General features: G+C 53.9%; 12 protein-coding genes. 7 read left to right on the top strand and 5 right to left on the bottom strand.

Annotated elements, in window-relative coordinates; all coding sequences use genetic code 11:
- The first annotated feature begins 45 nt into the window (after positions 1-45).
- The 5 genes from ERE07_RS03200 (at position 46) to ERE07_RS03220 (ending at position 6322) form a co-directional block, all read left to right on the top strand.
- Positions 46-1248 (top strand): DegT/DnrJ/EryC1/StrS family aminotransferase, encoded by a 1203-nt coding sequence (locus tag ERE07_RS03200; protein ID WP_130007348.1) that lies wholly within the window; start codon positions 46-48, stop codon positions 1246-1248.
- Positions 1232-3448: a polysaccharide biosynthesis protein gene (locus tag ERE07_RS03205; RefSeq protein ID WP_209021069.1), complete on the top strand. Its 2217-nt coding sequence runs from the start codon at positions 1232-1234 to the stop codon at positions 3446-3448. Before ERE07_RS03200 ends, ERE07_RS03205 begins: the two co-directional genes overlap by 17 nt.
- A 79-nt stretch (positions 3449-3527) precedes the next feature.
- Entirely contained in the window at positions 3528-4802 is a 1275-nt protein-coding gene (gene tviB / locus ERE07_RS03210) for a Vi polysaccharide biosynthesis UDP-N-acetylglucosamine C-6 dehydrogenase TviB (protein ID WP_130007349.1), read from the top strand.
- Between the two features lie 148 nt (positions 4803-4950).
- On the top strand, positions 4951-5562 hold the full coding sequence (locus ERE07_RS03215) for a sugar transferase (RefSeq protein ID WP_130007350.1): 612 nt from the start codon (positions 4951-4953) through the stop codon (positions 5560-5562).
- Positions 5563-5926: 364 nt separating this feature from the next.
- Positions 5927-6322, top strand: coding sequence for a hypothetical protein (locus tag ERE07_RS03220; protein WP_130007351.1), 396 nt, complete (start codon positions 5927-5929; stop codon positions 6320-6322).
- A gap of 4 nt (positions 6323-6326) precedes the next feature.
- Here the strand turns inward: ERE07_RS03220 and ERE07_RS03225 are convergent, their stop codons facing one another.
- Together ERE07_RS03225 and ERE07_RS03230 are read right to left on the bottom strand one after the other, a co-directional pair.
- Entirely contained in the window at positions 6327-7913 is a 1587-nt protein-coding gene (locus ERE07_RS03225; protein WP_130007352.1) for a sulfatase family protein, read from the bottom strand.
- An 11-nt stretch (positions 7914-7924) separates the two neighbouring features.
- Positions 7925-8896, bottom strand: coding sequence for a Bug family tripartite tricarboxylate transporter substrate binding protein (locus tag ERE07_RS03230; RefSeq protein WP_245153376.1), 972 nt, complete (start codon positions 8894-8896; stop codon positions 7925-7927).
- A 198-nt stretch (positions 8897-9094) separates the two neighbouring features.
- On the opposite strand from ERE07_RS03230, the gene ERE07_RS03235 reads away from it, so the two are divergent.
- Both ERE07_RS03235 and ERE07_RS03245 read left to right on the top strand, forming a co-directional pair.
- Positions 9095-10006, top strand: coding sequence for a LysR family transcriptional regulator (locus tag ERE07_RS03235; RefSeq protein WP_130007353.1), 912 nt, complete (start codon positions 9095-9097; stop codon positions 10004-10006).
- Positions 10007-10473: 467 nt separating this feature from the next.
- Complete coding sequence (locus ERE07_RS03245; RefSeq protein WP_130007355.1) at positions 10474-10758, top strand: helix-turn-helix domain-containing protein; 285 nt, start codon at positions 10474-10476, stop codon at positions 10756-10758.
- A gap of 123 nt (positions 10759-10881) precedes the next feature.
- Here the strand turns inward: ERE07_RS03245 and ERE07_RS22310 are convergent, their stop codons facing one another.
- Genes ERE07_RS22310 through ERE07_RS03260 form a run of 3 tightly spaced genes read right to left on the bottom strand, consistent with a single transcriptional unit; the run spans position 10882 to position 13153 of the window.
- The gene (locus ERE07_RS22310) at positions 10882-11163 is read right to left on the bottom strand and encodes a tripartite tricarboxylate transporter substrate-binding protein (RefSeq protein ID WP_130007356.1); all 282 of its coding nucleotides are present in this window, start codon (positions 11161-11163) and stop codon (positions 10882-10884) included.
- Positions 11126-12640 (bottom strand): tripartite tricarboxylate transporter permease, encoded by a 1515-nt coding sequence (locus tag ERE07_RS03255; RefSeq protein ID WP_209021070.1) that lies wholly within the window; start codon positions 12638-12640, stop codon positions 11126-11128. The genes ERE07_RS22310 and ERE07_RS03255 overlap by 38 nt, the downstream gene beginning before the upstream one ends.
- 30 nt (positions 12641-12670) lie before the next feature.
- Positions 12671-13153 carry a tripartite tricarboxylate transporter TctB family protein gene (locus ERE07_RS03260; RefSeq protein WP_130007357.1) on the bottom strand — a complete coding sequence of 161 codons (483 nt, stop codon included), beginning with the start codon at positions 13151-13153 and terminating at the stop codon, positions 12671-12673.
- Between the last annotated feature and the right edge of the window lie 15 nt (positions 13154-13168).

Consider the following 13168-nt stretch of genomic DNA (forward strand, 5'->3'; position numbering starts at 1 on the left):
AAAGAGTTTAAGAAATAAACCGCATTCGTTGCTAGAGTAAATACTATGCTAAATACTTCCTTCTCCCCTTGGCCTTCCTTCACCGACGAAGAAGCCAGAGCAGTGCGTGATGTCGTACTTTCTAATAAGGTCAATTACTGGACCGGGCAAGAATGCAGGCAATTTGAGACAGAATTTTTTTCCTGGGCTGACAGCACCCATGCTGTAGCGTTGGCTAATGGCACGCTTGCGCTGGATGTTGCGCTCAAAGCGCTGGGCGTCGGCCTTGGCGCTGAGGTCGTTGTTACGCCTCGCACCTTTCTTGCTTCCGTATCATGCGTGATCAATGCCGGTGCTGTTCCCGTTTTTGCAGAGGTAGACCGCGATTCCCAGAACATTACCGCGGAAACTATCCGCGCCGTGCTAACGCCTCGCACCAAGGCCATCATCTGCGTCCACCTGGCGGGCTGGCCGTGCGACATGGATCCCATCATGGATTTGGCGAAAGAACACAACCTGTTCGTCATCGAGGATTGTGCTCAGGCACATGGCGCTCGCTACAAAGGCAAGTCGGTGGGCTCCATCGGTCATATCGGCGCCTGGTCCTTCTGCCAGGATAAGATCATGACCACAGGCGGCGAAGGCGGCATGGTAACCACTAACGATGCCGAGCTGTGGAAGAAGATGTGGGCCTATAAAGACCACGGCAAAAGCTGGGAAGCCGTGTACGAGCGCGAGCATCCGCCGGGTTTCCGCTGGCTGCATGAGAGTTTCGGCACCAACTGGCGCATGCTTGAAATGCAGGCTGTTATCGGCCGCATTCAGCTGAAGCGGATGGCGGACTGGCACGAGCAACGGGTGAGCAATGCGAATGCCATCTGGGATACAGCCCGCCGGTTAGCTGGCTTGCGTGTCCCGGTGCTGCCGGAGGGCAGCATACATGCCGCCTACAAGTGCTATGTATTTATCGAACCGTCTCAGCTCGCCGATGGCTGGAACCGGGATCGCATCGTGAGCGAGATTTCGTCCCGCGGCGTGCCCTGCTATCAGGGATCATGTTCCGAGGTTTACCTGGAAAAGGCATTTGACAATACGGGATGGCGCCCAACAGAACGTTTACCTATCGCGAAAGAGCTGGGAGAAACATCCATGATGTTTCTGGTACACCCAACGCTGACCCAAGCCGAAATCACCCGTACGTGTACGGTATTAACGGAAGTGATGCAGTTGGCAATTCAGGCAGAGGTAAAGGATGAACACGAGCAATAACCCCAAGTTATCGATGCGCGAGTGGCTTTTAGGGCTGCCGCGCGGACGAAAACGGGCACTACAGATTGTTGTCGACACCATGCTGATCTGGCTAGCCTTATGGCTAGCCTTCTTTATTCGTCTCGATAACGCCAGTGTCGTGCAACCTTTTGGTGCGCATGCATGGCTATTTATCGCCGCGCCGATGGTTTCACTGCCCTTGTTTATTCGTTTTGGCATGTATCGTGCAGTGCTGCGCTATATCGGCGCTCAGGCGCTGACCACGATCGGGCGTGTCGTCACCCTATCCTCTGCGCTGCTCGCAGTGGTGATTTACCTGTACGGTCAGGCCGAGGCTGTGGTACCCCGCTCGCTGGTAATCATCTATTGGCTACTCTGCCTGCTCTTTATCGGCGGGCTCAGGCTGGCCATACGACGCTACTTCAACAAAATGCAGTTCGGCCATCATCGTGCCCTGCCCTTGTTGCCCACCGGCAACAAGCGCAAGGATCAACGACAGCGCGTGGTCATTTACGGTGCGGGAGCTGCAGGCAGTCAATTGCTGCAAGCCTTGCGTGCCGGCTCAGAGATGCTACCCGTTGGATTTCTGGACGATGATCCACAGCTCACTGGCCGCTTGTTGATGGGCATGCAAGTCTATGCGCCCGAGAACATCAAAGAGATGTTGCACGATACAGGCGCCCACGAAATACTGCTCGCAGTACCTCGCGCCACGCGGAAAAGGCGCCGCGAGATTGTCGACATGTTGGCCCCCTACTCCGTACCCGTACGCACTGTGCCAGGGCTTATGGACCTGGCCAGTGGTCGCGTCAAGGTAGAGTATCTGCGCGAAGTGGAGGTGGACGATCTGCTGGGCCGCGATTCGGTCCCGCCGAATGAAGCGCTCTTTGGCCGCTGCATCAGCGGACAGGTGGTGATGGTAACGGGCGCGGGAGGCTCCATCGGATCAGAACTGTGCCGCCAGATCCTGCGCAGCGACCCGAGGACCCTGCTCCTCTATGAGCACTCTGAGTTTGGCTTATACGCCATTCATCAGGAACTGGAAAGCTACGTCCGCGACAACCATCTGCCCACACGCGTACTTCCTGTATTGGGTTCGGTTCGCAACCAAACTCGCCTTCACGATGTGATGAATGCCTGGAAAGTTGATACGGTGTATCACGCGGCAGCCTACAAGCATGTGCCGATGGTGGAACGAAACATGGCCGAAGGCATCGTCAACAACACCTTCGGCACCCTATACGCTGCCCAGGCGGCCATGCGTGCCGGCGTAAGCAATTTCGTGCTGATTTCCACCGACAAAGCGGTACGCCCCACCAACGTCATGGGTGGTACCAAGCGCATGGCAGAATTGGTGCTACAGGCCCTGGCAGAAGAAAAACAACCCACACTGTTCGGCACTGATAGAAAGGTCGAGAACCGCACACGCTTTACCATGGTGCGTTTCGGAAATGTGTTGGGATCTTCGGGCTCGGTGATTCCACTCTTTCGCAAACAAATCCGCCACGGCGGGCCGGTAACGGTCACCCACCCCGACATCACTCGCTACTTCATGACGATACCCGAGGCCGCCCAACTGGTTATCCAGGCTGGCTCCATGGGTCAGGGGGGTGACGTGTTTGTGCTGGATATGGGTGAGCCCGTAAAAATCGCCCAGCTTGCCGAGAAAATGATCCAGCTATCCGGGCTGAGCGTCCGCTCTGATACCAATATCGACGGCGACATCGAAATCGAATATACAGGCTTGCGCCCTGGTGAAAAGCTGTACGAAGAGCTACTGATCGGCGATAACGTCACCCCAACAGCACATCAGATGATCATGCGTGCCAATGAAAAGCGCTTTGAGTGGGATGAGCTGACCGCAGCATTGACCAAGCTTTGGAATGCTATCAAAAGCGAAGATTATCCACGTATCCGCCAGCTGTTTTTCATGCTGGTCGATGGCTACAAGGGCGGCGAGCAAATTGACGACTGGATTTACCAACAAAAGATTTCTTCAGGTACTCCTCAGTCTCTTCTTACCGCATCCAGTGACGGAAATACCCGCGACAGTCTCGAGGCCAATGACAGCATAGAACACACTGATGCTACGCAGTCAGGCCATGTTCCAACTACCTTGCCCCGCCCCCGGGCCAACGCTCGCAACGAGCGCATCGAGAAGAACGATCCAGGTTTGGGCCTGACTCCTGACGCACCCTGAGCGTTGATCGTTAGATCTTTCTTTGGCCATCTTCTGGCCGGCACAGCATACTGAACACAATTTTTCGCAGGAGATTTACTTGCAGATCGAAGACGTGAACCTATCCGTTGTTGGCCTTGGTTATGTAGGCCTGCCACTGGCAGTGGAATTTTCCAAGAAACGCCCTGTGCTGGGCTTTGATATCAATACCCGCCGGGTTGAACAGTTAAAGAGCGGCGAAGATAGCACGCTGGAACTGAGCGCAGAAGAGCTCGCCGATGCGCCTCAATTGACGTTCAGCTGTAAAGCGGCAGACCTGGCCCAGGCCAACGTCTTCATCGTGACCGTTCCCACGCCGATCGACGAATACAAGCAGCCCGATCTGACCCCTTTGATCCGCGCCAGCGAAACCATCGGCAAGATCCTCAAGCGCGGCGACATCGTCATCTACGAATCCACGGTCTATCCGGGTGCGACCGAAGAAGACTGCGTGCCGGTGCTCGAGCGCATCTCGGGCCTGCGCTTTAACGAAGACTTCTTTGCCGGCTACAGCCCCGAGCGCATCAATCCGGGCGATAAAGAGCATCGGGTGTCCACCATCAAGAAAGTCACCTCCGGCTCCACGCCCGAGGTGGCCGACCTGGTCAATGCGCTGTACAGTGAAATCATCGTGGCCGGCACCCACAAGGCGCCGTCCATCCGCGTGGCCGAGGCGGCCAAGGTCATCGAGAACACCCAGCGCGATGTGAACATAGCGCTGATCAATGAGCTGGCGCTGATCTTCAACAGGATGGGCATCGATACGCAGGCTGTGCTCGAAGCGGCCGGCACCAAGTGGAACTTTCTGCCGTTTCGCCCAGGCCTGGTGGGCGGGCACTGCATAGGCGTGGATCCGTACTACCTGACGCACAAGGCGCAGTCCATCGGCTACCACCCGGAGATCATCCTGGCCGGTCGCCGGCTCAATGACTCGATGGGCGGATATGTGGTCTCGCAACTGGTCAAGGCCATGACGATGCGCTGCATCCAGGTGCAGGGCTCGCGGGTGCTGGTCATGGGGCTGACCTTCAAGGAGAACTGCCCGGACCTGCGCAACACGCGGGTGGTGGACATTGTCAAGGAACTGGGCGAATACAACATTGAGGTCGATGTGTACGATCCGTGGGTCGAGGCCCAGGAAGCCCAGAACGAGTACGGCATCACGCCCATCGACAAGCCGGCCGATGGCGCCTACGACGCCATCATCCTGGCCGTCTCGCATCACCAGTTCGTGCAGATGGGCGCGGCGGCGATCCGCGCGCTGGGCAAGCCTGAACATGTGCTGTACGACTTGAAGTATGCGTTGTCGCCACAAGAGGCTGATTTACGCCTTTAGGCTATCGGCAAATTAGCCTACTCCTGCCAACTGCATAGTTCCAACATTTCAGTAAATCGGCTATCACTGTAATCCTCCGGCTGATAGAGCTCGGAACTCTATAAGCGTAGATCAAACACGTACAGTGCAGAGGGAGGCGAGTCATTGAATGGCCAAACGTCTATTTGATGTGATAGTTGCCGCTGGCGCACTGTTGCTTCTCGCACCCGTTTTCCTTGTCTTGGCTTACAAGGTTCGACGCAACCTGGGCAGCCCGGTACTGTTTCGTCAAATGCGCCCAGGACTCAAAGGGCAGATGTTTGAAATGATCAAGTTCCGCAGCATGCGCGAACCTCAAGAACTGATGGTATCGGATGCTGAGCGGTTGACGCCTTTCGGTATTTTTCTACGCTCAACTAGCCTAGACGAGCTACCCGAACTTTGGAATGTGCTGAAGGGAGAAATGAGTTTAGTAGGGCCACGCCCACTTTTATCAGAATATCTCCCACTGTACAGCCCTACTCAACATCGACGCCATGAAGTTCGGCCAGGCATAACAGGATGGGCGCAAGTCAACGGTCGCAATTCGCTGAGCTGGGATGAAAAATTCCAGATGGATGTTTGGTATGTAGACCATCATACTTTTTGGCTAGACCTAAAAATACTTGCACGCACCATTAAAAAAGTTATCGGTAGAAGAGACATAAACCCGGCGAATCAAGTCTCAATGCCAAAGTTCACAGGTAGCAAACCACAAGCTGAAAACACGCAGACGCCATAGGCTATTCCCTTCACCGATCAAGCGCTGATTACATTCACCTTTAAGTTCGCGATCGCGGGCGGTTTTAGACCGTAAGAAGCAATTCGTCGGCTAGGTGTCTTCGCCGCATATTACTCAGTGCGCGCGACGATAATTATCGCGCTGGGCGGCCCCCAACACGTGCTGCGACTTGACGTATGTGTCGACGGCAGAGGAACCACGTTACGCCGCTGATAAATACGCCTACAGCTTCGTGACGAATTTTCACTCAATTTTCACACTATCTACTGTCAAATAGGCCTTAGGTCACCTTTTCCTCACGCTGATAGTCGGGCATTGGAAGTTCTATACCCAACTACCGCGCAATGCATTTCTGGAGTAAGGCATGAAGTCAGTTCAGGGTGTTGTCGCAATGCTGGGTTACACCCGCGTCAGCCCAAGGGTAGTGACCTACACTGTCATAGAAATCGGGGACCAGGCGGTCCCCGATGTGGCTGTACCCAAGCGATTAATCAGATATCTTGTGCGGGCTACACGCACTCAGGAAGCATCCGTGCTGTACCTGCAGGATAATCGTTTGATCGGCATCCGGGTAGGAGATGGCCAAACCTACTATTACCAAAGCAATCGGCTGCTATTGGCAATATTTGTGCTGTTGTCCGTGCTGCTGATCCCTGCACTTGGCCTGGGGGTGTTGATGCTGTGGTATGGGTATCGGTACGTCCGGTACGCCAAGGCGGCCAATATATTGGCTGATCAAGGTGCCACCAAGGTGAATTAGGCTATCATGCCAACGCTGTAGGGTACGGCGACGTATCCACATGCTCGAGCATCAGGTAGGCCAATCGCTCAAGCATGCCCGCCTTCATGGCACGCGCCGCCGCATCTGCCCACATATTGCGCAGTTCATGGGGGTCTTCGTTCAGATCGTATAGCTCGCCCCATTTGGCCCCATCGTAAATGGTCAGGCGCCAGCCGCCCATCAACAGCGTGCGGCAGCGTATGCGGCTGTCGAATCCCAATATCACGCGCTGCCCCTCCTCTTCAATCATTAAAGCGTCACGCACGTGACCGCTTTCGCCTTGAAGCAACGGCAGCAGGTTACGCCCCTGCATGCCATTGAAAGGCTTCACACCCGCCCTTTCGAGAATGGTGGGCGCAATATCAATGGTGCTCACTAATGCCTGCTCGTTGCCATGCGCTGCAGGCGCGCCCGCGGGGTCACGCCAAATGAATGGCACACGGGTCAGGCCGCGATAATGGATCGGGCCTTTGAGCAAGAGTTGATGATCACCCAGGTAGTCGCCATGGTCGCTGGTGAAGATCACTACCGTGTTGCGATCCAGCCCGTGTTCCTTCAATGCCGCCAGCACCCTCCCGACTTGATGATCGATATTCGAGATCGAGCCATAGTTCAGCGCGATCGCTTCTTGCGCTTCCCGAGCGGTACACGCAAAGATCGCAGGCGTGTGGCGTACTGCCGTGCCATCGTCACGCTTGTCGCGCAGCCATTGCACATGCGGTGGCGGTGAATGCGGCGAGTCAAACGACGCCGGCAGTCGCATGTCTTCAGGGCGATACATATCCCAATACTGACCGGGCGGGGTAAATGGGTGGTGGGGATCGGGAAAAGAGCACTGCAGAAAGAAAGGCGCGTCCTGCCGGGAAAACTGCGCTAGACAACGTATGGTTTCATTGCCGATGTAGGCGGTCGGATACAGATCCTCTGGCACCCGCGTACGCCAGGCCTGCCGTATGCGTGTCAACTCATACGCGGGCGCTGGAATTGCTGCTTGCGGACCGATGCATTGCTCAACGTCGGGGTGATGTTCACGTAGCCAGTAGCGATAATGCCCGTGGACATCATCGCTATGATCATCCACCAGTCGCGCTTGCTCGAAGCCGTAGTAGGGCAAGTCCAGATCGTAGTCGTCTCTGCCCAACCAAAGCTGTCGCTTTTCCTGATCGTAATTGCCGGCGTCTGGCTCGCGTGCCTCGGCTGGCAGTCGGTCCTCCGCGCGCACGGGCCAACTGGGTGCGATATCAGTCATGTTCTGCAAGTGAGCCTTGCCCACTAGCGCCGTGCGATAGCCCGCTTGGCGCAGGGTATCGACAAAGGTAGACGAGCGCAGCGACAACGAGATACCGTTGTGCCGTGCACCATGCGTGGAAGGATACCGGCCTGTCATGAGACTGGCCCGGTTCGGCATGCAGATGGGAGTCGCCACGTGCATGTTGCCTGCGCGCCAGCCCGTACGCGCCAACGCGTCCAGGTGCGGGGTCTGTACCACATCGTTCCCGTAACAGCCAACGTGATCCGCCCGTTGTTGATCTGTAATGATCAAAAGAAAATTGACGCTATCTTTTTGCATAGGGTTGCCGCTTAGTGAGATTCAAGACCGGTGGTCTCGACAGCCTGCTTCCAGAAGTCCATGTCGCTGCCCACCTTGTCTGAAAACGCTTTCGGGCCCATGTATTCGGCTTGCATTCCCTGCACTTGCAACGTCTCCTGCAGCTTGGGCGACTGCAATGCCTTCTGTAAGGCCTTACTCAGGGTCTCAACCCGATCCGGCGGCGTACCCGCTGGCATGAACAGCCCCATCCAGGAGCTGACCGCGGCCTGTGGCACCACATCAGAAAAATACTGCGCGTCTGCCGGCAGGCCTTCAAATTTTCGTTCATTGGCCACAGCCAGAACCTTTACCTTGCCCGACGCGATAAACGATTTGGCTGGCGCAATACCACCTATCATCAGCGGCACCGTACCCGCAACCAAATCAATCATGGCCGGCCCCGCCCCTTTGTATGGAACATGCATGAGGTCCAGACCCTCTGCCTTCTTCAGCAACTCCATTGACAAGTTATGCACTGTTCCGAGACCAGGAGAAGCATAGCTGTATTCGTCGGGTGATTTTTTGATCAACGCGATGGCCTGCTCCAGCGTGTCTGCTGGAAAGGAGGCATTAGCCAGCAGCACCACAACGTTTTCCGCCACGAGACCGACAGGCTCAAAGCTTTTGACCGGATCGTAGTTCAGCTTGTAGATAAAGCTATTGATGCCGTTTGTGTTGGAAGTTCCAAATAGCACCGTATAACCATCGGGTGCAGCACGTGCCACTTGGCTTGCGGCAATGCCGCCGCCTGCGCCGCCCTTGTTCTCCACAATAAGCTGGTACCCCGTATCCTGGCTTATCTGTTCTGCCAACATACGTGCCGTGACATCGGTCGCGCCGCCCGGCGCAAACGGCACGATGATGGAGATAGGCTTATCTGGGTAGTGATTCTGAGCTGACACTGGGATCGCCGTCAAAACAGCAACGAGTCCACATAATAGTGAGGAAAGCATCTGCGGCATGGTTGTCTCCGGAATCTGGCGGCGCCCAGCAATGGACATACGCCTTTTCTTGAATTAGCTTAGTCTGCCAGTGCAGCGGGTTGATGTAAAATGAATTAAAAATCAACCTTGATAACTATTTGGTTATCCTCCAGAGTGAGGTCCGGTCATGGAATTCGATCCACACCTCAATAACCAGCCGTGTAAAAGGCCCCTCACATGCTTAGCCAGCATTTGAAACCCAGGCATATCACTTTGCTGCTCTCCCTGGATCGCACCGGGCATCTGGGGAGAACAGCCGAAGCGCTCAATATGAGTCAGCCTGCGGCATCCAAGTCGCTGGCTCAACTCGAAGAGCAAATCGGTCAAACACTATTCGAGCGTACGGGTACCGGCACGCGTCCTACCGCCATCGGCGAGCTGGTGATCGCTCATGCAAAGAACCTCGCCGGAGCCGCCGATCGATTGGCGAACGATCTAAAGGCGCTGCAGTTGCGACACCAACGAGTGCTGCGTCTTGGCGTGCTACCTTCCGCATCCATTCATATCGCGCCACAATTGGTTAGCACGCTTCTGGCCAAAGCCCCTGACCTAGACATAAGCATTCATGAAGGCCTGTTGCACGATCTGCTTGATGGACTGCTCGACCGACGTCTGGATTGCGTCATTGGCCGCACAACTTCCCGTATCGACTCCAATCAAGTCGAGGGACGTTTTCTGCATGAAGATCCCGTTTCCATCGTGTGCGGCACAGGCAATCCTTTCGCACGCCGGCGGCAGCTTTCTCCCTCTGACCTTGCTGCATGCATGTGGATCTTGCCCATCGCCGGAACAGTGATGAGCGACCGCATGGACGAAATGTTCGATCGTATGGGCACCGGGCGTCCAGCACGATATATACAGTCAAATGCAGTCCACACCAATATCCAGTTGATCAATACCCACCCCTGGGTCAGCGCGCTGCCAGGCGTGATCGCCGAGTATTTTCAGGACCAAGGGCACCTTCGCATTTTGCCGGTGGATACGCGGGTTCATTTCGGCAACATGCAGGTGTTGGTTCGCAAGGAAAGCAATCGTGGGGCACCAGTGCAGATGGTGCTGGACGCGCTGGCGGAGATGTTTTCCCGGTAGGATGGGGATGCGATTTGTATGCAGATCACGCTCTCTGTGCTCTCGAACAACGGGGCCCGCCCACTAGATATTCACCTGAATGCGGCAAAGTCATCCTGTCAAATCTCACAGGGGCGCAACTTACCCGTGGATAAATGTGTTCACGGAAAAGCACAAAACGAATGAGTTTAGATAAATTGGTTGCGAAGCCAGCGCCAACGCGAAGTTGCGCCATTCTTGATGAACCTAATCCATTGGATTACAATAAGCCGTGCATAGTATTGCAGAATTGCCCACGTACATTAAGTTGGCAGACAAGCTACTGGGCGAGAACGAACGCCGCAATCTAATCGATTTTCTGGCCCAACACCCAAAAGCTGGGGACATCATTGAAGGCACAGGCGGAATACGAAAATCGCGAAGACTGAGTCCAACGCGTTGGCCGCTTTGGTCGACATACTCGTAGATATTTGGAAGGGACGACAGTCATGAGCACTCCATTTGAAAGGATCAAGCAAGGCCTGCAAGAGGCTATCGCCCACGCAAAAGGTGATGAACATGGTGTGCGTGTGCACCGTCCTCGCCCCGTCGATGTGAAGGCAGTGCGAGCCAAGGTTGGCATGACTCAGGAGCAGTTTTCTGCCCGTTTCGGTTTCTCCACTGCCACGCTACGGCATTGGGAACGAGGCGATCGTACGCCTCGCGGCCCCGCGCTGGTACTACTCAATGTTATTGACCACAATCCCGAGGCAGTGATTGCGGCGTTAGCCTGACGGTAATTCGTATTCCATCAGCCCGATGTCTGATTGATCTTCTACTCAAATGCGAAGCGGGACACACGCGCCTGCAAAAAAAATTCTCGGGCCGCCCGTCGCTGCTTTTTTTCCTACCCCGCCTCAATCCAGCCTGACGTTGCCGTTTTTGATGACCGTCGCCCATTTCTTCAGTTCGGCGTCCTGAAAGGTCGCGAGCTGCTCGGGAGTGCTCGCTATAATATTGACGCCCAATCCAGCCATTCGCTCGATGACATCCGGCTGCTTGAAAATGTCTTGAATGGCTGAGTTCAGGTGATCGCGAATTTCGGGATCCAGCCCGGCAGGCGCAAAAACTGCCTGCCAGGAAACTACATCATAGCCTGCCTTATTCGATAATAGTACGCTTATTCGGTAAGAGCCCAATTATACTTTTAAAGAGAGGCGTTAATATAAGCAACAAGGTGAGTGCGTAGACAGTGAATGATATAGGGCTATTGATAAAAGCAGTCCAATCCCCACGCGTAGCAACCAGTGTACGCCGAATATTAACTTCGAGAATGGGCCCTAAGATCAATCCCAGCACAAGCGGGGCCAAAGGGAAGTTAGCGGTTTTCATAAGATAGCCGACCACGCCAAATACGACAACCATCAACAAATCAAATGTAGAATAATTTATGCTATAGACGCCATACACAATAATGCACAACACGATTGGATAAAGATACATACGCGGGGTAAAAATAGCTGCTGCTAGCAGCGGGACTAATGCAGCAGTCATAATCAACAGAACCACATTGCCAACATAAAAGGTTCCAAATAGCGTCCAAACCAGTTCCCCATGTTGCTGAAACAGTAGCGGGCCTGGCTGTAATCCAAGCATTACAAGACCCGCCAGGAGAACTGCTGTAGTCGCTGAACCGGGAATCCCCAGTGTGAACAATGTAACCATTGATCCATAGGCAGCACTGTTATTAGCTGATTCTGGAGCGGCAATGCCTTCCGGTGCCCCATGGCCAAACTTCTCTGGCTCACTTGAAAACTTCTTTGCAGTGGCATAGCTCACCATTGTGGATGCGGTCGCTCCAACACCAGGCAGTACACCAATAAAAAAGCCAATGGCTGAGCCCAAGGAAAGTGCTTTTTTAGTAGCATACACGTCACTTAGCCGTGGCCGCATTGAGCTATAGCTATAGGTGCTGCGTATAACAGGCAAACTACGCTCACGCATCGAGAACAACATTTCTCCGACGCCGAAAAGCCCGACTGCAACAACGGCGAAATCCAGACCGTCCAACATGTGCGCAGTACCAAATGTGAAACGAGGCGTTCCTATAATGGCATCTAACCCAATAGTTCCTAGCCAGATGCCCACACCTAGAACGGCAAAGCCCTTTGCGGGAGCGTCAGAAGAAAGCAGACTCACCAGCGAAAGAGAAAATACCATAAGCGCTGTGATTTCAGAAGGGCCAAATGCCAGGGCATAACTTGCAATAATTTGGGCTGAAAAAGTCAACCCCACCAATCCAACTATGCCACCGATAAATGAGGCAATAATGGATATACCCAGTGCACGGCCCGCTTCGCCCTTCTTGGCAAGAGGATGGCCGTCCAATACTGTCATGACAGCTGGAGCATCGCCAGGAATCCCGAGCAGAATAGCGGTTATTGCTCCTCCGTACATTGCTCCAAAATAAACACCTGCAAGCATGGCGAGAGCAGTAGTTGGATCGAGTGACAAGACTATAGGCAGCATAATGGCCACCCCAGCCGCCGGCCCTAGACCCGGCAAAACCCCAATTATCAAGCCACTCAATGAACCGACGATCACCGCAAACATATACTGCCATGTCGTGAGGGTTGCGTAGATTCCAGAAGTCAAGAGAGCAATTGAATCTGTCATTTTATAGTCCTTTACGCAATAGAATCATTGTCACACCGGAAAAGCCAATATTCCTTTTGGCAACGGAACGTTAAGGAACCATGTGAAAAACAAATGAGTAACTACTCCAAATATTATTAAAACAGACGCCAGCCAGATTTTTCGATAAAATCTCATTTTTTTATCTGCACAACAGATGCCAACAACAATCATCATAATAATCGTGCATAAAAACAAACCTAATGATTCCGCCATCGCCACCAAACACATCAGCGAGGCAACCATGATCGCAATCAAGCCTATATCGCTGCGACCTTCTATATTTAAATCCTCAGAACTGGTGGCCCGCCAAGAGCTCCATATATTTACTGCTGAGGATATAAGTATTAACAGCCCCGAGATAAATGGAAATATTCCTGGCCCCGACTCGTCATCAGACAATATGAAGTAAAAAAGAGAATAATGCAGAATCAACAAACCGGCTATCAAAAGACAAAAGCTAAACAATAGTTCTGGATTCTTAATGTTCGGCATGAAGCCACCTTTGAT

The sequence above is a fragment of the Allopusillimonas ginsengisoli genome (assembly GCF_004153455.1).
Classification (GTDB): Bacteria; Pseudomonadota; Gammaproteobacteria; order Burkholderiales; family Burkholderiaceae_B; genus Allopusillimonas; species Allopusillimonas ginsengisoli.